This window comes from Microbacterium tenebrionis (assembly GCF_903645325.1).
GTDB classification, from domain to species: Bacteria; Actinomycetota; Actinomycetes; order Actinomycetales; family Microbacteriaceae; genus Microbacterium; species Microbacterium tenebrionis.
On the sequence record NZ_CAHJXQ010000001.1, the window covers coordinates 510,009 to 531,249 of the forward strand.

Consider the following 21,241-nt stretch of genomic DNA (forward strand, 5'->3'; position numbering starts at 1 on the left):
ATCACAGGTCGTAGGCTGGACGGCATGACGATTCCCCTCATCACTCTGAACGACGGTCACACGATCCCGCAGCTCGGCTACGGGGTGTTCAAGGTCGACCGGCCGACACGGAGCGCACGGTCTCCGAGGCCCTCGAGGTCGGCTATCGCCACATCGACACCGCCGCGATCTACGGCAACGAGGAAGGGGTGGGTGCCGCGATCGCGAAGAGCGGCATCGCCCGGGACGAGCTGTTCATCACGACGAAGCTGTGGAACGACCGCCACGACGGCGACGAGCCGAACGCCGCGATCGCCGAGAGCCTCGAGAAGCTCGGCCTCGAGCACGTCGACCTCTACCTCGTGCACTGGCCGACCCCGGCCAAGGACAACTACGTCCACGCGTTCGCGAAGCTCATCGAGCTGCGCGAACAGGGTCTGACCCGAAGCATCGGCGTCTCGAACTTCCTCGTGGAGCACCTCGAGCGCGTCGTGAAGGAGACCGGTGTCACCCCGGCTGTGGATCAGATCGAGTTGCACCCGGCGTACCAGCAGCGCGAGGTCACCGCGTGGGCCGCCGATCACGGCGTGCGCATCGAGGCGTGGGGCCCGCTCGGCCAGGGCAAGTACGACCTGTTCGGCACACCCGCCGTCGCCGATGCTGCAGCGGCGCACGAGAAGACCCCGGCGCAGATCGTGCTCGGCTGGCACCTGCAGAAGGGAAACATCGTCTTCCCGAAGTCGGTGCGGATCGAGCGTCTGCGCGAGAACCTCGACGTGTTCGACTTCACCCTGACGGACAGCGAGATCGCGGCGATCGACGCCCTCGACCCGCTGGACGGCTCGGGCCGCGTCGGAACCCACCCGAACGAGTTCAACTGAGACGACCTGTGTCGAACGATGACGCCCTGTGTCGCTCCGCGTGCCACAGGGCGTCGTCGTGAGTAGCGTCGCCTGCATGACCGCTCCCTACCGCATCGTCGCCGTCTCCGGCTCGCTCCACGAGCCCAGCAAGACGACCGCGCTGCTGCGCGCGATCGCGGATGCCGTCGCCGAGCGCGCGGACGCCGAGATCCAGCTGATCGAACTCACCGAGATCGGGCCCTCGCTGGCCGGAGCCCTGCGGCGCGACCAGCTGCCTGCCCACATCGAGGAGCAGCTTGTCGCGATCGAACAGGCCGATCTGCTGATCGTCGGAAGCCCCGTATACCGAGCATCCTTCACCGGGCTGTTCAAGCATCTGTTCGACTTCATCGGCCAGTACGAGCTCGTCGGCAAGCCGGTGCTCCTCGCCGCGACGGGAGGCGGAGAGCGGCACGCGCTGATGATCGAGCACCAGTTGCGGCCGCTGTTCGCGTTCTTCCAGGCGCTCACGCTGCCGCTGGGCGTCTACGCCAGCAACACGGATTTCGACGGCGACCGGGTCGCCTCCGAGGTGCTCGAGGCGCGCATCGCGCTCGCCGCGGATCGCGCCCTGCCGCTGGTGGGCTACGCGGCGACGCGCACGGTGGATGCCCTCGTCTGACGCCGGCATCCCGTCTGACGCCGGCACCCCGTCAGATGCGCACGCCGTCAGATGCGCACGCCGCGCGAGCGCAGGGCGTCCCGCAGGCCGGATGCCCCGCAGAAGTGGTGCGTCGGCATCCCGAGCTGCTCGGCACCCGTGAGCTTGCTCGGGGAGTCGTCGGTGAAGAAGACATCCCCCGCTGAGAGCTCGAGCGCGTCGAGCACATGCTGGAACGCCCGCGGGTCCGGCTTGGCGTAGCCGATCTCGGCCGAGTTGAAGATGCGATCGAAGTGCGGGGTCAGCCCGAGCGCGTCGATCTCGGACTTTACGGTGTCGGTGCCGTTCGTGAGGATCGCCGTGCGGTGCCCGGCGGCGCGCACGGCGTCGACGAGGCGGACCATCTCGTCGTCGACGATGCTCGGGGTCCGGGCCCACTCCGCTGCCGCCTGCTCATTGCCGACGTGCCGGCCGATCTGGTGGACCCACGTGGTGCGGGCGATGGCGCCGGTGACGACCGGGGTCAGCACATCGTCGGCGAAGGCGAAGCGCGCGATGGCTCCCGGATCGAGCCCGTGGCGGGCCTCGACGGCGGCGATGTGGTCGTCGGCGAAGTGCCGCATCACGCCGTCGAGATCGAAGAGCACCGCGCGAATCGTCGTCACCATGTCGCGATCACACCCACGTCGGCAGCCAGTTGTGCACGAGCCAGAACTCATACGGCACGCTCATGCCCGTCCACACCGGGTAGTAGAACGCCGACACCAGCACGACCACGACGAGGAACACCATCACCGTGCGCTCGCCGGCCTGCCGACGATGCAGTGGATCCTCACGGCGGCCGCCCATGTCCCGGAGGGCGAGTGTCAGGGCCAGGACCAGGAACGGCATCATCACCACCGTGTAGAACTGGAAGATCGTCCGCTCCGGGTACAGGAGCCACGGAACATACGTGATGGCGAGGCCGACGAGCGGCACGCCGTAGGTCCACGGCATCGGCCGGCGTTCGATGAGGCCGCGCACGAACCGGTAGAGCAGATAGGCCGCGGCGGCGACTCCGGCGTACCAGATCAGTGGATTCGGCACCGTGGAGATCACCGAGATGCAGTGGTCGGTGCCGCAGCTCTGGTCGTCGCCGGTCCACACCGCCGTCGGACGGATCAGGAAGGGCCACTGCCACGCCGGGCTGGCGTACGGATGCCCCGAGTTGAGGCCCACGTGAAACGCGTAGATCGCCTCGTGGTATTTCCACAGCGCGGTGAACGGGTTCGCGTCGGACTGCCGGTCGTAGCCGCCGGCCGTCAGCAGCCATCCCGTCCATGATGCGAGATACGTGAGCGCGGCGGCGGGTACCAGCAGCAAGAACGTCACGGGGCCCTGGCGGGCCGCGGCATCCATCGGCCAGAAGGCGATCCCGGCGCGGCGGCGCGCGAGCGCATCCGTGACGACGAGGTAGATCCCGAAGCCGGCCAGTGCATACAGTCCCGACCACTTGACGGCGGTCGCGGCGCCGAGGGCGACACCGGCGGCGATGAGCCAGGGACGCCGCCAGATCACGGGGCCCCAGAGCGCGCTCTCGGAGTTCTCCACGAGTGGGATGCTCCGCCGCCGATCGAGCAGCACGAAGAGGAGCCCCAGCAGGATGAAGAAGGTCAGGATGCCGTCGAGCAGCCCGATCCGGCTCATCACGATGCTCAGCCCATCGATGGCGAGCAGGAGCCCGGCGACGCTCGCCGCGACGACGGAACGGGTGAGCTCCTTGGCTACGAGGTAGACCAGCAGCACGGTGGCCGTGCCGACCAGCGCGACCATCAGTCGCCACGCCGCGCTGTTGCCGGCACCGAAGAGGCCCATGCCGAGGGCGATGATCCATTTGCCGAGCGGCGGATGCACGACGAAGCTGCCGGTCTCGGTCAGGGCGGTCGTGTCGCCGGTCAGGAACTGCTCGTTCGCGCCGTCGCCCCAGGTGCCCTCGTAGCCGAGCGTCCACAGTGACCAGGCGTCCTTGACGTAGTAGGTCTCGTCGAAGGCGAGGGTGTGCGGGTGGGCCAGGTTCGCGAGGCGCAGCACGGCCGCGAGCGCCGTGATCACGAGCGGCGCGAGCCACCGGATCATGCGACTCCAGTCCGGATCGACGAGAACGCGATCGCGCAGGCGCCCCCACGCCGTCAGGCGCTCGGCCGGAGGCGGGAGCAGGGGCACGGGTGCGGACACGCGACCAGCCTAAGCTGAACGGGTGATCATCCTCGCGGCGACCCCGATCGGCAACCTCGGCGATGCCTCCCGACGCCTGATCGAAGTGCTCGAGAACGCGACCGTCGTCGCTGCCGAGGACACCAGGACGACGGCCCATCTGCTGAAGGCGCTGCACATCGCGAACCGGCCGCGGCTGATCGCGCTGCACGACCACAACGAGAAGCACAAGGCCGCGGAGATCGTCGCGCTCGCCACCGACGAGGACGTCGTCGTCGTCAGCGATGCGGGGATGCCGGCGGTCAGCGACCCGGGGTACGGACTGGTCGCCGAAGCCGTCGCGCAGGGCGTGACCGTGACGGCGATCCCCGGGCCGAGCGCCGTCATCATGGCCCTCGCGATCTCGGGGATGCCCACCGACCGTTTCACGTTCGAGGGGTTCCTGCCGCGCAAGCCGGGGGATCGGCGGCGCGAGCTGCAGGCGCTCGCCGCCGAGTCCCGCACGATGATCTTCTTCGAGTCGCCGTCGCGTCTGGCCTCGTCTCTCGCCGACATGGGGGCGGTCTTCGGCGACGACCGCCGCATCGCGGTGTGCCGCGAACTCACCAAGATGTACGAAGAGGTGCGGCGCGGCACGGCATCCGAGCTGGTCTCGTGGGCAGAGGGCGGCGTGAAGGGCGAGATCGTCGTCGTCGTCGAGGGGGCGACGCCCGTCGTCGCATCCGCAGAGGATGCCGGCGTCCAGGTGCAGGCGCTCGTCGAGGGCGGCGTGCGGCTGAAGGATGCGTGCGCCGAGGTCGCCGCCGCCACCGGCCTCAGCTCCCGCGACCTCTACCAGCAGGCTCTCGCGTCACGGAAGCGATGACGCCGGCGTCGATCGGCGCGGCCTACAACGCACGCGCCGCGGAGTACGCCGAACTCGCCGGCGACGTCGAGCAGATGAATGCCGCAGACCGATCTCTGATCGCACAGTGGCGGGATGCCACGCCTGGTCGGCTGCTGGACGCGGGCTGCGGCCCGGGACTGTGGACCGATTTCCTCGACGGCGAGAACCGGGATGTCATCGGCCTCGACATCTCGGAAGAGCTTCTCGCCGCCGCGCGCAGCCGCCATCCGCACCTGCGCCTCGAGCAGGGCTCCTTTTATGCGCTTCCAGTCGCAGACGCATCGCTCGGCGGCATCCTAGCCTGGTACTCGCTGATCCACACACCGCCCGTCGAACTCCCCGCTGTGCTCGAGGAGTTCGCACGCGCGGTCGCTCCCGGCGGCTCCCTCCTCATCGGTTTCTTCGACGGGCCGCCGCGCCAGCCGTTCGCGCACGCGGTGACCGAGGCCTACTTCTGGTCAGCGGAAGCGCTCTCCGACCTTCTCGCGTGCGCCGGTTTCACGGTGTCGCACCAGGAGCGCCGCGAACGCGCACCCGATGAAGTCAGCATCCGCCCCCACGGCGCACTGATCGCGACTCGTCACTGACGGGCTCGCTCGCTCGCCATGGGGCCGCGCGCCACCTGCTTCACCGTCTCCCACACCGGCCATCCCACGAACCAGATGCCGGTGACCAGCCACACCCGCCAGATCCAGCTGACCAGTTCCGCAGTGCGTGCCGGATCGCCGACGAACCACGTGATCCCGCCGAGGACCAGCGAGGCGATGACCGCACAGAGCACCATCCGTCCCCAGTCCTTCCACTCGTGCGCCAGCCGCGCCGGGCCGTCCTGCGGCACCTTGATCGGTTCCGGACCTCCAGCGAACCGGTGCGCGAACCAGGCGTCGACCCGGGCGATGACCGTGTGCCCGAACGCGACGGTGAAGCCGAGGTACACGGCGCCCAGGCCGTGGGTGAAGTCGGCGGTCGCTCCCGCGACGCCCAGATCCCACGCGATCAGGATGAGCAGCGCGACGTCCAGGAGCGGCACGCACAGCAGCAGCACCGAGGAAAGCCGCTTCAGGCGCAGCAGATACCGGGCGGCGAGGCCGCCGAACAGGACGACCCAGAAGCCGATTTCGCACGCGAGGATGGCGATGACGATGTTCATGCTTCTCACAGTGGAACGGTTCGGGGCCACGCGGATCCTGCGATCGGCGCCGTCGCCTCCCCCGATCGCAGGAGGCGGCTCAAGAGCGATTCGGGCAGGATGAGGGCATGGCGTGGTCTCGGCTCAGGGCGGTGGTGGAGGGCCTGAACACCCACCCGCGCAGCCGGGATGCTCTGGCCGCCGTCGCGTACCTGCTGTTCGGGATCCTGCTGCTGCACTTCGGCGTCTACGGCATCTGGGGGCCGGCTACCGCGATGCCGTCGAGCGGACTGTGGAGCGCCGAGACCGCGTTCCTCGTGCTGCTGATCCTGATGTCGGCGCTGGCGACAGCGCGCTCCACGCACCCGTTCCTCGTCCTCGGTGTGGGCGTCCCGCTGCTCGCCGCCGATCTGATCATCGGCAGCAGCCTGGGCGTGGTCCTGCTGTTCGCCGACTTCGTCTATTGCGCGTTCCGCTACGGCGGAGATCGCGGAGTCCGCGTCGTCCTGGCGGCCATCATCGCCTCGTGCGCCATCACGACGCTGGCGCTGCTGCTCTGGCCGTCGGTCGACGCGGGGGCGGTGACGCTCGCCATGCAACTCGCTCTCATCGTGCTCATCGCGGCGCTGTGGGGATGGAACGTGCGCAGCGAGCGGCAGCGCACCCGAGCGGCCATGACCGATGACCACCGGCAGGCCACGCAACGGCTGCGGCAGGAGATCGCCCACGACCTGCATGACCTCGTCGCCAACCAGATCGCCGTGGCCGGTCTGAACATAGAAGCCGCCCGGCTGCGCATTGCGCAGATGTCCGAGCCGTCCGACGAGATCGATGAGAGCCTCGCACAGGCCGCCCTCGGCACCGACGAGGCGCACAGTCAGCTGCGGCGGCTCATCGCCGTGCTCACGACCGTCGACGATTTGAGCCCGGATACGGCGACGGTCCCGGGCGATGGTCAACTGGACACGCTTGTTCCCGTCGGCCGCGCTCTCGTGCGACGCGGGGCCGGCGTCCACGAGATCCTCGACCGCGCTCCCCGAGCAGCCGGCATCGTGATGCGGGTGCTGCGGGAGCTGGTCATCAACGCCGTCAAGCACGGTGAGGGCGACGTCATCCTCACGACCAAGGCGGACGACTCTGGTGGAGTGCGGGTACAGGTGACCAACCGGATCCTGGCCCCGGACCGGGTCACCCCGTCCGCCCGCGCAGGAAGCGGCATCGGCATCACCGGGGCCGCGCTGCTGTTGAACGGCATCGACGGGCACCTCGAATCAGCCGCGACGAGCGACGGCCCATGGCACGCGACGATCACCATCCGGAAGGAACATCTTGTCTGACCGCATCCGCGTCATGATCGTCGACGACCACGAGGCGGTCCGCAGCGGCGTGGGCGCCATCCTGCGGGTGGATCCCTCGATCGAGATCGCAGGAGAGGCGGAGAACGGCTTCGACGCCGTCGCCCTGTGCCTGCGCACACAGCCGGACGTCGCTCTGGTCGATCTCCGCATGCCCGATACCGACGGCATCTGGGCGACCGAGCGGATCACCGCGCAGACTGCCACGCGCGTCCTCGTGCTCACGACGTTCGACTCCGACGACCTCATCGCCGCAGCGCTGGCGGCCGGGGCGCACGGATATCTCCTCAAGACCACCCGTGGGCCGGAGCTGATCCAGGCTGTGCACCACGTCGCCGCCGATCGACATGTCATCGACCCGGCAGTCGCCGGCAGCCTCATCGCGCAACTGAATGAGCGCCAGGACACCCGGCCCGCCACGCCCCTGCCCGAGCTCACGGGACGCGAGGCCGACGTGCTCGGCCTCCTCGCCGAGGGACTGACCAACCAGCAGATCGCCGACCGTCTCGGCATCGGCATCACCACGGTCAAAACGCACGTCGGCGCTCTGTACGACAAGACCTGTGCGACCTCCCGCGTGCAGCTCGGGCGTCTGGGGGAGCGGAGCATCGACCTTCCACGACACAGGAATGGCCGACCCGCGCATCCCGCCTAGAATTGACCGCATGCCCGCAGGCGAATCGTTTTACATCACCACGCCCATCTACTACCCGTCCGATGTGCCGCACATCGGCCACGGGTACACGTCGGTGGCGGTCGACACGCTCGCGCGCTGGCACCGCCAGTCGGGTGATGACACCTGGATGCTGACGGGCACCGACGAGCACGGCCAGAAGATGCTCCGTGCCGCCGCAGCGAACGGCGTCACCCCGCAGCAGTGGGTCGACAAGCTCGTGTCCGAGAGCTGGTTCCCGCTGCTGAAGACGCTCGACGTCGCGAATGACGACTTCATCCGCACCACGCAGGAACGGCACGAGAAGAACGTGCAGGTGTTCTTCCAGCGGCTCTACGACGCGGGCTACATCTACGCCGGCGAATACGAGGCGCTGTACTGCGTCGGCTGCGAGGAGTTCAAGCCCGAGTCCGAGATCGTCGATGGCACCGGGCCGTTCGAGGGGCTCAAGGTGTGTGCGATCCACTCCAAGCCGCTCGAGCTCCTGCAGGAGAAGAACTACTTCTTCAAGCTCAGCGAGTTCCAGGACCGCCTGCTCGAGCTGTACCGGAACGAGCCGGACTTCGTGCGCCCGCACTCGGCCCGCAACGAGGTCGTCTCGTTCGTCAGCCAGGGTCTGAAGGACCTCTCCATCTCGCGTTCGACCTTCGACTGGGGCATCCCGCTGCCCTGGGACGAGTCGCACGTCATCTACGTGTGGGTCGACGCGCTCCTCAATTACGCCACCGCCGTCGGTTACGGCTCCGACGAGGAGACCTTCGCCCGCCGCTGGCCCGCGTACCACGTGGTCGGCAAGGACATCCTGCGCTTCCACGCCGTGATCTGGCCCGCGCTGCTGATGGCCGCCGGCGTCGATGTGCCCAAGGGCGTCTTCGCGCACGGCTGGCTGCTCGTCGGCGGCGAGAAGATGTCGAAGTCGAAGCTCACCGGCATCGCGCCGACCGAGATCACCGATGTCTTCGGGTCGGATGCGTACCGGTTCTACTTCCTCTCGGCGATCGCGTTCGGACAGGACGGCTCGTTCTCGTGGGAGGACCTCTCCGCTCGCTACCAGGCGGAGCTCGCCAACGGCTTCGGCAACCTCGCCTCGCGCACGATCGCGATGATCGAGAAGTACTTCGACGGCACGGTCCCCGAGCCCGCCGAGTACGCAGAGCAGGATCTCGCGATCCAGAGGACCGTGGCAGATGCCGCCAAAGCGGCGGATGCCGCGATCGAGCAGTTCCGCATCGACGAGGCGATCCGCTCGATCTGGACGATCGTCGACGAGCTCAACGGATACATCACCGACAACGAGCCATGGGCCCTCGCCCGCGACGAGGCTCAGCGCGGACGCCTCGGCACCGTGCTGTACACGTGCGCCGAGGGCCTGCGGGCGCTCGCCGCGCTGCTCTCGCCGGTCATGCCGCAGTCGACGCAGAAGCTGTGGTCGGCACTCGGCGCCGCCGAGACGCTCGGCGCTCTGCAGGAGCAGCCGCTCCGCGAGGCTGGCGCCTGGGGGGCGCTGCGACCGGGCACGAAGGTGCAGAACCTCGCACCCCTCTTCCCCCGCGTGGAGCAGCCGGCTTGACGGACAACCCGAGCCAATACGTTCGTGAGCGGGCGACCGGGGGCCGCAAGGACCTCCGGTACCCGCCCGCTCCCGAACCTCTCACGGTGCCCGTCTACGACAACCACGCCCACCTCGAGATCGTGGACGGCGACGACCCGCTCACGCTCGCCGAGCAGCTCGACCGGGCAGAGGCCGTCGGCATCCTCGGCGTCGTGCAGGCCTCCGGCGACGTCGAGTCGTCCCGCTGGGCGGTGGCTGCCGCATCCGCCGACCCCCGCGTCCTCGCAGCCGTGGCGATCCACCCGAACGATGCTCCGGTCTACGCAGAAGCGGGGCGGCTCGATGAGGCCATCGCGATCATCGACGAGCTCGCCGCGCACCCGCGGGTGCGGGCGATCGGCGAGACGGGTCTCGACTTCTTCCGCACCGGACCCGAGGGCCGCGACGCCCAGTTCGCGTCGTTCGAGGCGCACATCGCGCTCACGAAGAAGCACGGCATCGCGATGCAGATCCACGACCGCGACGCCCACGACGAGGTCCTCGAGACACTCGCCAGGGTCGGCGCACCGGAGAAGACGGTCTTCCACTGCTTTTCGGGCGACGACGTCATGGCGCGCACCTGCGCGGATGCCGGTTACCACCTCTCGTTCGCCGGGAACGTGACATTCAAGAACGCGCAGAACCTGCGCGATGCGCTGAAGGTCACCCCGCTCGATCGCATCCTCGTCGAGACGGATGCGCCGTTCCTGACCCCGACGCCGCTGCGGGGTCGCCCGAACGCTCCCTACCTCGTGCCGATCACGATGCGATTCATGGCGTCCGAGCTCGACATGCCCGTCGATGAGCTCGCCAACCGGATCGCCGAGAACACGCTGCGCGTCTACGGTTCGTTCACCGACTGAGACAATGGCAGGATGACCGTGACACTGCTCGGCGCGACCGAGATCCGCCGCCTCGCCGCCGAGCTCGACGTCACCCCGACGAAGAAACTCGGGCAGAACTTCGTCGTCGACGCCAACACCGTGCGCAAGATCGTGCATGTCGGCGGCGTACAGGCGGGGGAGCGCGTGGTGGAGGTCGGTCCGGGCCTCGGATCGTTGACGCTCGCGATCCTCGAGACCGGAGCATCCGTCACCGCCGTCGAGATCGACCACCGGCTCGCGGCCCGTCTGCCGCAGACCGCCGCCGAGCACGGCGTCCCGGACGACGCCCTCACCGTGGTCGACGCGGACGCGCTGCGCGTCGCCGAGCTCCCGGGCGACCCCGCCGTTCTTGTGGCGAACCTGCCGTACAACGTCTCGGTGCCGGTTCTGCTGCACTTCATGGAGTCCTTCGACAGCATCCGCCGTGGTGTCGTCATGGTCCAGGCCGAGGTGGGGGAGCGTCTTGCCGCCCCACCCGGCAGCAAGGTGTACGGCGCGCCGAGCGTGAAGGCGGCCTGGTACGGGCCTTGGCGGCTGGCGGGCCACGTGTCGCGGCAGGTCTTCTGGCCCGTGCCGAACGTCGACAGCGTGCTGGTCGCGTTCGAGCGCGATGACGAGCCGCGAGGCGATGAGGCGCTGCGCCGGGCGACGTTCCAGATCGTGGATGCCGCTTTCCAGCAGCGGCGCAAGATGCTCAGGCAGGCTCTCGCGACGGTTCTCGGCGGATCGGCCGCCGAAGCGTCCGCGGTTCTCGAGCGGGCCGGGGTCGCACCGACCGCGCGAGGCGAGCAGTTGACGATCTCGGACTTCGTGCGGATCGCGCTCGCGCGTCAGGGCTGACGCTTCGGGACTAACCTGGTTGCGTGACCGATTCGCCGCGCTACCGCTCCGACGTGCCAGACATCCATCGTCCCTATGCGGCGGACGCCGCGCGCTATGAGCAGTTCGAGTACCGCCAGGTGGGTTCATCGGGACTCTTCCTGCCGCCGATCTCGCTCGGCCTGTGGTGGAATTTCGGCGACAACATCCCCCTCGACAACCAGCGCGCGCTTCTCCGTCACGCGTTCGATCGCGGCATCACCCACTTCGACCTGGCGAACAACTACGGCCCCCCGCACGGTTCGGCCGAGAAGAACTTCGGCCGGATCTACAGCGAGGACCTCCGCCCCTACCGCGACGAGCTGATCATCTCGTCGAAGGCCGGGTGGGACATGTGGCCGGGGCCGTACGGCGACCTCGGCAGCCGCAAGTACATCCTGGCCAGCGCCGAGCGGTCGCTCGCGAGCATGAACCTCGACTACGTCGACATCTTCTATTCGCACCGGGTCGACCCGGTCACCCCGATCGAGGAGACGATGGGCGCGTTGGACACCCTGGTCCGGCAGGGCAAAGCGCTCTACGTCGGCATCTCCTCGTACAGCGCGGAGCGCACGGCCCAGGCTCTCGCGGTCGCCCGCGACCTTGGCACGCCGCTCGTGATCCACCAGCCCTCGTACTCGATCCTCAATCGGTGGATCGAGCCGGAGCTCACCGACACGCTGCGCTCCGAAGGGCTCGGCGCCATCGCCTTCACCCCGCTCGCGCAGGGCCTGCTGACCGACAAGTACCTCGGCGACGGCACCGCGCAGCGCGCGCAGAAGCGCGGATCCCTGCCCGAGGGCAGGCTCTCCGACGAGGCACTCGGGGTGCTGCGCTCGCTGAACGAGATCGCACAGGAGCGCGATCAGACCCTCGCGCAGATGGCTCTGCAGTGGACGCTGCGCGACCCCGTGGTCGCCTCCGCGCTGATCGGCGCATCGCGCCCGGCGCAGCTCGATGAGAACATCGCGGCGGTCGGTGGCCCGGCGTTCAGCGTCGAGCAGCTCGAGCGCATCGATGCCCTCGCCGGCAGCATCGACGTCAACCTGTGGGCCGTGTCCTCGTCGCTGTGAGCGGATCATGAGCATCGCCCAGTCTCCCGCTTCCGTCCACGTACGGGCCCCGGGGAAGATCAACGTCTACCTCGGCGTCGGTGGGCGGCACGAGGACGGCTACCACGCCCTGGCGACGGTGTTCCAGGCCGTGTCGCTGTACGAGGACGTGATCGCCACGGCCGCAGACGACTTCAGCCTGAGCATCGCGGGATCGAGCGGTGCCGGTGACGGCGGGCCGAGCGATGTGCCCGCCGACGATCGGAACCTCGCGATGCGCGCCGCGAAGCTGCTCGCTGCCGCGACGGGGTTCGCCGGCGGCGTGCACCTGGAGCTGCGCAAGAGCGTGCCCGTCGCAGGAGGCATGGGCGGTGGGTCGGCGGATGCCGCCGCCGCTCTCGTCGCGTGCGACGCGCTGTGGGGCACCGGGCTGTCCACGCAGCGGCTGCATGAACTCGCCGCCCGCCTCGGCGCCGACGTGCCGTTCGCGCTGCACGGGGGGACGGCCGTCGGGACGGGTCGCGGCGACCAGCTCAATCCCGCTCTCGCACGAGGGCGGTTCGACTGGGTTCTCGTCACGAGCGAGCACGGTCTGTCCACACCGGAGGTATACGCGCGCCTCGACTCCCACCGCGCCGAGAGCGGCGCCCTCGCGGATGATCCGCCGCTTTCGCTGGATGTTCCCATCCCCGTGCTGCAGGCGCTGCGCTCCGGGGACCCCCATTCGCTGGCGGCGTCGATGTTCAACGATCTCGAGGTCTCGGCGCTCCTCGAGCGCCCGGCCCTGGATGACATCATCAGCGAAGGGCTGCGTGCAGGGGCGCTCAGCGGCATCGTCTCGGGTTCCGGACCCACGATCGCGTTCCTCTGCGAGAACCCGGAGAGCGCGCAGTACGTTCAGGCCCAGTTGCAGGACGCCGGACGCTCGGCGCTGCACGTGCACGGTCCTGTGCCCGGGGCGCGCATCATGTCTTGACGCACACCGGCGCGTCGTGCCGCGAATCGTGGCGAACGGACAACCGGAGTGCGCTGACGTGTGCGCTCGTTGTGCGCTCGGGACATAATGGGTTGAGAATGTGACCGTGCACACGCAAGGGAGGCGATGCCATGGCGGCCTCCGGCGAGCGTGCACGCGTCCCCAGCATCCGCGATGTCGCGCGTCTGGCCGGAGTCTCGCACCAGACCGTCTCCCGCGTTCTGAACGACCACCCCAGCATCCGTCCTGAGACGCGCAAGCGCGTGGAGGACGCGATCGCGGTTCTCGACTACAAGCCGAATCTCGCCGCCCGAGCTCTCGTCACCAGTCGGACCCACACGATCGGCGTGCTGTCGGCGACGATCGGGGAGTTCGGTCCGACGTCGTCGATCGCGAGCATCGAGGATGCCGCCCGATCCGAGGGCTACTCGGTGACGACGGTCAATCTTCCCGAGACGACGCCCGAGGCGATCGGCGATGCGATCCGCCAGCTCGGGCGCGAGCAGGTCAGCGGCATCGTCGCGCTCGCGCCGCAGGTGCGGGTGTTCAACGTGCTGCGCGGCATGGCCGTCGGCGTGCCGCTGGTCAGTCTTCAGACGGCATCCGGGTCGGACGGATACACGCTCTCGGCCGACCAAGTGGCCGGTGCGCGCGCGGTCACGGAGCACCTGATCGAGCTCGGCCACACCGACATCCTGCATCTGGCGGGCCCGCAGGACTGGATCGAGGCGGAATCGCGCATGCGCGGATATCTCGATGCGCTGCGTGAGGCCGACCTTCCGACGTTCCCGCCGATCCGCGGCGACTGGACGGCCGACTTCGGCTACTTCGCGGGGCAGGAGCTCGCCAGACGGCGGGACTTCACGGCGGTCTTCGCCGCGAACGACCTCATGGCGATCGGTCTGATGCATGGCTTCCGCGATGCTGGGATCGACGTGCCGCGCGAGGTGAGCGTGGTCGGTTTCGATGACATTCCGGTCGCGGCACATGTCTGGCCGCCGCTGACGACCGTGCACCAGGACTTCCCGACGCTGGGCCGCCGCGCGGTGGAGATCCTGCTCGCCGAGATCCGTGGCGAGCAGACGTCGAAGTTCGGGTCGGCTGTGCCTCAGCTGCGGCTGCGCTCGTCGAGCGCGTCGCGATAGGGACACGAAATCCGGCCCCCACTTGACACCGGGGGCGGGTGAGCGCAAACTTGTGTCTCATGTGAACGGTCACATCGAAGGTGACCGTCAAGTATCGAGGAAGATCCGTGAGCAGCACAGCGACGTTGCCGACCGTGTCAGGGCCGATCCTGGAGATGCGCAGCATCACCAAGGAGTTCCCCGGCGTGAAGGCGCTCTCCGATGTGTCGATCGCCGTACGCGCTGGAGAGATCCACGCCATCTGCGGTGAGAACGGCGCAGGCAAGTCCACCCTGATGAAGGTCCTCTCGGGCGTGTACCCCTACGGAACGTACGAGGGCGACATCCTGCTCTACGGCCAGGAGCAGCGCTTCAAGGACATCGCATCCAGCGAACAGGCCGGCATCGCGATCATCCACCAGGAGCTCGCACTGATCCCCGAGCTGTCCATCACCGAGAACATCTTCCTCGGCAACGAGATCCGCCACGGCGGCGTCATCGACTGGCGCGCCTCCAAGACTCGCGCCACCGAGCTGCTCGCCCGTGTCGGTCTCTCCGAGGACCCCGACATCGCGATCAAGCATCTCGGCGTCGGCAAGCAGCAGCTCGTCGAGATCGCCAAGGCCCTGAACAAGGACGTCCGCCTCCTCATCCTCGACGAGCCGACCGCGGCGCTGAACGAGAACGACTCCCAGCACCTGCTCGATCTGATCCTGGGACTGAAGGCCAAGGGCATCGCGTCGATCATGATCAGCCACAAGCTCAACGAGATCGAGCAGATCGCCGACGAGATCACGATCATCCGCGACGGTCGCACCGTCGAGACCCTCGACATCACCAAGGGCGAGATCAACGAGGACCGCATCATCCACGGCATGGTCGGCCGCTCCCTCGAGAGCCGCTACCCGGATCGCACCCCCGACATCGGCGAGGTGTTCTTCGAGGTCAAGGACTGGTGGGTGCAGCACCCGACCGTCAGCGAGCGCATGGTCGTGAAGGGCTCCTCCATCAACGTCCGCCGCGGCGAAGTCGTCGGCATCGCCGGCCTCATGGGCGCCGGCCGCACGGAGTTCGCCCGCAGCATCTTCGGCCGCTCGTACGGCACGTTCCTCGGCGGCCAGCTGTTCAAAGACGGCGAGGAGGTCGAGATCCGCGACGTCGCCTCGGCGATCCGTCACGGCCTCGCCTACGTCAGCGAGGACCGCAAGAGCCTGGGCCTGAACCTGCTGGACACCATCAAGCGCTCCATCGTTTCGGCCAAGCTCTCCAAGATCGCCCGCCGTGGCGTCGTCGACAAGCGCGAGGAGTTCACGATCGCCGAGCGCTACCGCAAGGCGCTGCGCATCAAGACACCGACGGTGGACCAGGGCGTCGGCACCCTCTCCGGCGGCAACCAGCAGAAGGTCGTCCTCGCCAAGTGGATGTTCACCGACCCCGACCTGCTCATCCTCGATGAGCCCACGCGCGGCATCGATGTCGGCGCCAAGTACGAGATCTACACGATCATCAACGAGCTCGCCGCATCCGGCAAGGGCGTGATCGTCATCTCCAGCGAGCTGCCCGAGCTGATGGGCATCTCCGACCGCATCTACACCATCTTCGAGGGACGCGTCACCGACTGCATCCCGGCAGACCAGGCAACCCCGGAGGCGCTCATGCGCAGCATGACCTCCACGAATCAGAAGGCGAGCGCATGAGCACCAGCACGACACCGACCGAGAGGCGCGGTTTCCACTTCGCAGACATCCGGAAGATGTTCGGCGGGGGAGGGACGTCGTCGCTGCGTCAGTTCGGCATCCTCGGCAGCCTGATCGTCATCATCGTGCTGTTCGAGATCCTCACCCTCGTGCGCAACGGCCCGAACGGTGCGACGCTGACGCCGGGCAACCTCATCAACGTCATCAACCAGTACTCGTTCATCCTGATTCTCGCGATCGGCATGGTGATGGTCATCATCATGGGTCACATCGACCTGTCGGTCGGCTCGGTGGCGGCCTTCGTCGGCATCATCGTCGCGAAGTCCATGGCCGACTGGGACCTTCCGTGGCCCGTGGCGATCCTCTTCGGCCTGCTCGTGGGCGCTCTGGTGGGCGCCTGGCAGGGGTTCTGGGTCGCCTATGTCGGGGTGCCGGCGTTCATCGTGACCCTGGCCGGCATGCTGTTCTTCCGCGGCGCGCAGCAGTTCATCGGCGACGCGCAGACGATCCCCGTTCCCAAGGGCTTCCAGATCATCGGCACCGGGTACCTGCCTGAGCTCGACATCCCGCTGAACTTCAACGTGCTCACCATGGTGCTCGCGCTCCTCGGGGTCGGCTGGGTCATCTTCTGGGAGATCCGCACCCGTCGCATCCAGCGCAAGATGGGCTCGGCCATGGCACCGCTGTGGGTCAGCTCCACGAAGGTCGTGCTCATCTCGATCGTGATCCTCGCCGCCGGCTGGATGTTCGCCACCGGTCGCCCCGGCACGAGCTTCCCGGTCCCCGGCCTCATTCTGCTCGCGCTGGTCATCCTCTACTCGTTCGTCACCAACAGCACCGTCTTCGGCCGTCACATCTACGCCGTCGGCGGCAACCGTCAGGCCGCGCGCCTCTCGGGCGTCAAGGATCGCTGGATCGACTTCTTCGTGATGATGAACATGTCGATGCTCGCCGCCCTCGCCGGCATGATCTTCGTCGCCCGGTCGCAGGCCTCCGGCCCGAACGACGGCACCGGCTGGGAGCTGGATGCCATCGCCTCGGTCTTCATCGGCGGCGCGGCCGTCGCCGGCGGCATCGGCACGGTGATCGGCTCGATCATCGGTGGTCTGGTGATGGCGTTCCTCAACAACGGCCTGGCCCTGCTCGGCCAGGGTGCCGATGTCGTCTCGATGATCAAGGGCCTCGTGCTGCTGGTCGCCGTCGGCATCGACGTGTGGAACAAGCAGCAGGGTCGCCCCTCACTCATCGGCTTCATCATGCGCAAGCGCAACAAGCCGGATGCTCCCAACCTCACCGACTTCCCTCAGTCCAAGTAACCGCACCAACAATCAGAGAAAGAGATCGCATGAAGAAGATCGCACTCGCAGCGACAGCGCTCGTCGCCGCATCAGCACTCGCCCTCACCGGCTGCTCCGGGCAGCGCGGCGGCGACACCGGAGGGGACACCGGGTCGGAGGAGACCACGGGGTTCGAGGCCGGCTCGACGATCGGCATCGCGCTTCCGGACAAGACCAGTGAGAACTGGGTCCTCGCCGGCAAGCTCTTCGAGGACGGCCTGGCCGAGGCCGGCTTCAAGGCCGACGTGCAGTACGCCCCGGCATCCAACACCGTCGCCGAGCAGCAGAACCAGATCCAGGCCATGGTCACCAACGGCGCCAAGGTCATCGTGATCGGCGCGAAGGACGGCAAGCAGCTGGCCACGCAGGTGCAGGCGGCCAAGGACGCCGGCGCCTACGTCATCGCCTACGACCGCCTGATCGAGAACACCGAGGCCGTCGACTACTACGTCGCGTTCGACAACTTCAAGGTCGGCCAGCTGCAGGGCCAGGCCCTGCTCGACGGCCTCGCCGAGCGCGCCGGCCACGACGCTCCGTACAACATCGAGCTGTTCTCGGGCTCGCCCGACGACGCGAACTCCGCCGTGTTCTTCAACGGCGCCATGGACGTCCTGCAGCCGAAGATCGACGACGGCACGCTCAACGTCGTCTCGGGACAGACCGCGATCGCCCAGACGGCGACCGAGGGCTGGCTGGCAGAGAACGCTCAGAACCGCATGGACACCCTGCTCACCGGCTCGTACAGCGGCGACACCGTGCTCGACGGCGTGCTGTCCCCGAACGACACCCTCGCCCGCGCCATCATCACCTCGGTGCAGCAGGCCGGAAAGCCCGTCCCGGTCGTGACCGGTCAGGACTCCGAGGTCGAGTCGGTCAAGTCGATCATGGAGGGCATCCAGTACTCCACGATCAACAAGGACACCACGCTCCTCGTCGAGCAGACCATCAAGATGATCGGTCAGCTCCAGAAGGGCGACGAAGTCGACGTCAACGACACCGAGCAGTACGACAACGGCGCGAAGGTCGTTCCCGCCTACCTGCTCGAGCCGCTCATCGTCACGAAGGAGAACGCGGCCGAGGCGTACGCCAACGTCCCGAGCCTCCTCGAGATCGTCGAGTCCTACAAGTAAGCAGTTCCGCGAAGGGCCGTCCGAACACGTTCGGGCGGCCCTCTTGCGTACTCTTGTAGGGACATGGCACATCTTCTCGGGGCCGAAGGCCTGCATCTGGAATACCCGACCAAGGTCGTCTTCGACTCCATCACCCTGGGGATCGAAGAGGGCGACCGGATCGGCATCGTCGGCCGCAACGGTGACGGCAAGAGCTCGCTGCTCGCGATGCTCGCCGGGCGCAAGCAGCCCGATGCCGGGCGCGTGACCGTCCGCGCCGGAACGACGGTCGGCGTGCTCGACCAGGCAGACACGCTCGACGACTCGTTCACGATCGCGCAGTCCGTCGTCGGCGACGTCCCCGAGTACGAGTGGGCGGGCGACGCCCGGGTGCGCGACGTGATCCGGGGCCTGCTCGCAGATCTGGCGTGGGATGCTCCGGTCGCGGGCCTCAGCGGCGGTCAGCGCCGCCGGGTGGCCCTGGCAGCGCTCCTCGTGAAGGAGTGGGACATCATCGCGCTCGACGAGCCGACGAACCATCTCGACGTCGAGGCGATCACGTGGCTCGCCGGTCACCTGAAGAAGCGCTGGGCTGCGAACTCCGGCGCTTTCCTCGTCGTCACCCACGACCGCTGGTTCCTCGACGAGGTGTGCACCGAGACCTGGGAGGTGCACGACCGGATCGTCGAGCCGTTCGAGGGCGGATACGCCGCGTACATCCTGCAGCGCGTCGAGCGCGACCGGATGGCTGCCGCCACCGAGGCGAAGCGGCAGAACCTCGCCCGCAAGGAGCTCGCGTGGTTGCGCCGCGGCGCACCCGCGCGCACGAGCAAACCGAAGTTCCGGATCGACGCGGCCAACGAGCTCATCGCCGACGTGCCCGAGATCCGCGACAAGGTCTCGCTCCAATCATTGGCGACGTCCCGGCTCGGCAAGGACGTCGTCGACCTGCTCGATGCCGGCGTGCGCTACGGCGACCGCGACATCCTCAAGGACGTGGAGTGGAGGATCGCGCCAGGGGAGCGCACCGGCATCCTGGGCGTGAACGGTGCGGGCAAGTCCACTCTGCTGGGCCTGGTCGCCGGCACCATCGAGCCCACCAGCGGCCGTGTGAAGCGCGGAAAGACCGTCCAGGTGCGGACGCTGACGCAGCGCATCGACGAACTCGAGCAGCACTGGAACGATCCGGTGCGCACCGTGATCAATGGCCTCCGAACCGAGTACACCTTCGGCAACGGCTCCAAGGCGCAGTCGCTGACGCCTGGGCAGCTGCTCGAGCGCCTCGGGTTCTCGTCCGCTCAGCTGTCGACGCAGGTCAAGGACCTCTCCGGTGGTCAGCAGCGTCGCCTGCAGCTTCTGCTCGTTCTGCTCGACCAGCCGAACGTGTTGATCCTCGACGAGCCGACCAACGACATGGACACCGACATGCTCGCCGCGATCGAGGATCTCCTCGACTCCTGGCCGGGCACGCTCCTCGTCGTAAGCCACGACCGGTACTTCCTCGAACGCGTCACCGACCAGCAGTACGCGGTGATGGGCGGGCATCTCCGGCACCTTCCCGGCGGTGTGGACGAATATCTGCGGCTGCGGGCGGCATCCGAATCGGGTGACGCGGCGAAGACGCAGGCTGTATCTCCGGCATCCACTCTCTCCGGGGCCGAACTGCGCGCCGCGCAGAAGGAGGTGTCCGCCCTCGAGCGGAAGATCCAGAAGCTCACCGAGCAGATCGACAAGGCCAAGCTCGCTCTCGTCGATCACGACCAGTCCGACTACGAGGGCCTGGCCGGGAAGATGAAGGACATCTCGGCGCTGGAGGCCGAGGTCGAGGAGAACGAACTGCGCTGGCTGGAGCTCAGCGAGCAGCTCGACTGATGCTGTGATCGTCCCGTGACACAGTGACGCTGTGTGACAGGCGATTCGGCCCCGGCCGGATCACCTGCTTACTGTGGATGCATCCCACCAGGAAGGTTCTGTCCATGTCTCGTCGTGTCGTCTCCGCTGTCGCCGCTCTCGCCGCGCTCCCTCTTGTGATCGGCCTCGCCGGCTGCGCCACCGGCGCCGGAAACGCCGGAGGTGAGGACGACGTCGTCACGATCGGTGTCGTCGGCAAGTCCGACGAGCAGTGGCCCGCCTTCGTGGATGCCGCAGCCGAAGAGGGCATCACCGTCGAGCTCGTGGACTTCGGCTCCTACGAGCAGCCCAACCCCGCCCTGACCGAGGGTGAGATCGACCTCAACCAGTTCCAGCACATCGTCTACCTCGCGCAGTACAACGAGGCGTCGGGCGAGGACCTCACTCCGATCGGCTCCACGCAGATCTACCCGCTCGGGCTGTACTCGACCAAGTACGACGATGTCGACAGCATCCCGGATGGGGAGACCGTCGCCGTCCCGGATGATGCATCGAACCAGGCTCGCGCGCTTCTCGTGCTGCAGGCTGCAGGGCTGGTCGAGCTCTCCGACGGCGGTACCGCGTTCTCCGATGTCGCGGATGTGGACGAGTCGGCATCCAGGGTGAAGGTCAAGGCGCTCGAAGCGGCGCTCATCCCCACCTCGCTTCCGGACGTCGCAGCGGCCATCATCAACAACGACTTCGTCCAGGATGCAGGCTTGAGCTTCGACGACGCCCTCTTCACGGACGACCCGTCCGACGACAGCGCCCTGCAGTACGTGAACATCTTCGCCGCCCGAGCCGAGGATGCCGACAACGAGACGTACGCCAAGCTCGTCGAGATCTTCCAGACGAACGAGGCGGTCCAGGCCGGACTCGACGAGTCATCCGGCGGCACAGGAGTCTCGCTTCAGACACCGGTGGACGAGCTGGTCGACCTTCTGGCCTCCGTTCAGAAGGACGTTGCGGCCAACGACTGATCAGCACGACGTGAAAGAATCGGGC

General features: G+C 67.8%; 19 protein-coding genes and 1 pseudogene. 17 read left to right on the forward strand and 3 right to left on the reverse strand.

Translation table 11 applies throughout. The features are described 5' to 3' along the window. Positions 1-24: 24 nt before the first annotated feature. Together HWX58_RS02595 and msuE are read left to right on the forward strand one after the other, a co-directional pair. A pseudogene (locus HWX58_RS02595) lies at positions 25-860 on the forward strand (aldo/keto reductase). A 76-nt stretch (positions 861-936) separates the two neighbouring features. Next, complete coding sequence (gene msuE / locus HWX58_RS02600) at positions 937-1,503, forward strand: FMN reductase (protein ID WP_175985495.1); 567 nt, start codon at positions 937-939, stop codon at positions 1,501-1,503. Between the two features lie 47 nt (positions 1,504-1,550). Here msuE and HWX58_RS02605 read toward each other — a convergent pair whose 3' ends face one another. Beyond that, the gene (locus HWX58_RS02605; protein ID WP_175985496.1) at positions 1,551-2,150 is read right to left on the reverse strand and encodes an HAD family hydrolase; all 600 of its coding nucleotides are present in this window, start codon (positions 2,148-2,150) and stop codon (positions 1,551-1,553) included. A 7-nt stretch (positions 2,151-2,157) separates the two neighbouring features. Further along, a complete protein-coding gene (locus HWX58_RS02610; protein ID WP_250646052.1) occupies positions 2,158-3,696 on the reverse strand; it encodes a dolichyl-phosphate-mannose--protein mannosyltransferase in 1,539 nt (512 codons plus the stop codon). A gap of 22 nt (positions 3,697-3,718) precedes the next feature. Here HWX58_RS02610 and rsmI point away from each other — a divergent pair, with 22 nt between their 5' ends. After that, on the forward strand, positions 3,719-4,540 hold the full coding sequence (gene rsmI, locus HWX58_RS02615) for a 16S rRNA (cytidine(1402)-2'-O)-methyltransferase (RefSeq protein ID WP_175985497.1): 822 nt from the start codon (positions 3,719-3,721) through the stop codon (positions 4,538-4,540). Next, a complete protein-coding gene (locus tag HWX58_RS02620; protein ID WP_175985498.1) occupies positions 4,537-5,148 on the forward strand; it encodes a class I SAM-dependent methyltransferase in 612 nt (203 codons plus the stop codon). Before rsmI ends, HWX58_RS02620 begins: the two co-directional genes overlap by 4 nt. Here the strand turns inward: HWX58_RS02620 and HWX58_RS02625 are convergent. Continuing rightward, positions 5,142-5,711, reverse strand: a complete 570-nt coding sequence (locus tag HWX58_RS02625; protein ID WP_175985499.1) for a hypothetical protein — start codon at positions 5,709-5,711, stop codon at positions 5,142-5,144. The two genes, HWX58_RS02620 and HWX58_RS02625, sit on opposite strands and share 7 nt — an antisense overlap. 107 nt (positions 5,712-5,818) lie before the next feature. Here HWX58_RS02625 and HWX58_RS02630 point away from each other — a divergent pair, with 107 nt between their 5' ends. The 13 genes from HWX58_RS02630 (at position 5,819) to HWX58_RS02690 (ending at position 21,216) form a co-directional block, all read left to right on the forward strand. Continuing rightward, positions 5,819-7,027 (forward strand): sensor histidine kinase, encoded by a 1,209-nt coding sequence (locus tag HWX58_RS02630; RefSeq protein ID WP_175985500.1) that lies wholly within the window; start codon positions 5,819-5,821, stop codon positions 7,025-7,027. Continuing rightward, positions 7,020-7,700 carry a response regulator gene (locus HWX58_RS02635; RefSeq protein ID WP_250646053.1) on the forward strand — a complete coding sequence of 227 codons (681 nt, stop codon included), beginning with the start codon at positions 7,020-7,022 and terminating at the stop codon, positions 7,698-7,700. Before HWX58_RS02630 ends, HWX58_RS02635 begins: the two co-directional genes overlap by 8 nt. Positions 7,701-7,710: 10 nt before the next feature. Continuing rightward, a complete protein-coding gene (gene metG, locus HWX58_RS02640; RefSeq protein ID WP_175985501.1) occupies positions 7,711-9,288 on the forward strand; it encodes a methionine--tRNA ligase in 1,578 nt (525 codons plus the stop codon). Continuing rightward, complete coding sequence (locus HWX58_RS02645) at positions 9,285-10,172, forward strand: TatD family hydrolase (RefSeq protein ID WP_175985502.1); 888 nt, start codon at positions 9,285-9,287, stop codon at positions 10,170-10,172. The genes metG and HWX58_RS02645 overlap by 4 nt, the downstream gene beginning before the upstream one ends. Positions 10,173-10,184: 12 nt before the next feature. Further along, complete coding sequence (gene rsmA / locus HWX58_RS02650; RefSeq protein ID WP_175985503.1) at positions 10,185-11,033, forward strand: 16S rRNA (adenine(1518)-N(6)/adenine(1519)-N(6))-dimethyltransferase RsmA; 849 nt, start codon at positions 10,185-10,187, stop codon at positions 11,031-11,033. Positions 11,034-11,056: 23 nt separating this feature from the next. After that, positions 11,057-12,124: an aldo/keto reductase gene (locus HWX58_RS02655; RefSeq protein ID WP_175985504.1), complete on the forward strand. Its 1,068-nt coding sequence runs from the start codon at positions 11,057-11,059 to the stop codon at positions 12,122-12,124. A gap of 7 nt (positions 12,125-12,131) precedes the next feature. Further along, the gene (locus tag HWX58_RS02660; protein ID WP_175985505.1) at positions 12,132-13,079 is read left to right on the forward strand and encodes a 4-(cytidine 5'-diphospho)-2-C-methyl-D-erythritol kinase; all 948 of its coding nucleotides are present in this window, start codon (positions 12,132-12,134) and stop codon (positions 13,077-13,079) included. A gap of 131 nt (positions 13,080-13,210) precedes the next feature. After that, a complete protein-coding gene (locus tag HWX58_RS02665; RefSeq protein ID WP_175985506.1) occupies positions 13,211-14,224 on the forward strand; it encodes a LacI family DNA-binding transcriptional regulator in 1,014 nt (337 codons plus the stop codon). Between the two features lie 155 nt (positions 14,225-14,379). Then, positions 14,380-15,900: a multiple monosaccharide ABC transporter ATP-binding protein gene (mmsA, locus tag HWX58_RS02670; protein WP_175985643.1), complete on the forward strand. Its 1,521-nt coding sequence runs from the start codon at positions 14,380-14,382 to the stop codon at positions 15,898-15,900. After that, positions 15,897-17,216: a multiple monosaccharide ABC transporter permease gene (mmsB, locus tag HWX58_RS02675; protein ID WP_175985507.1), complete on the forward strand. Its 1,320-nt coding sequence runs from the start codon at positions 15,897-15,899 to the stop codon at positions 17,214-17,216. Before mmsA ends, mmsB begins: the two co-directional genes overlap by 4 nt. Positions 17,217-17,245: 29 nt before the next feature. After that, entirely contained in the window at positions 17,246-18,367 is a 1,122-nt protein-coding gene (locus HWX58_RS02680; RefSeq protein ID WP_175985508.1) for a substrate-binding domain-containing protein, read from the forward strand. Between the two features lie 63 nt (positions 18,368-18,430). After that, entirely contained in the window at positions 18,431-20,218 is a 1,788-nt protein-coding gene (locus tag HWX58_RS02685) for an ABC-F family ATP-binding cassette domain-containing protein (RefSeq protein ID WP_175985509.1), read from the forward strand. A gap of 104 nt (positions 20,219-20,322) precedes the next feature. Beyond that, positions 20,323-21,216 carry a MetQ/NlpA family ABC transporter substrate-binding protein gene (locus tag HWX58_RS02690; RefSeq protein WP_175985510.1) on the forward strand — a complete coding sequence of 298 codons (894 nt, stop codon included), beginning with the start codon at positions 20,323-20,325 and terminating at the stop codon, positions 21,214-21,216. Positions 21,217-21,241: the final 25 nt, after the last annotated feature.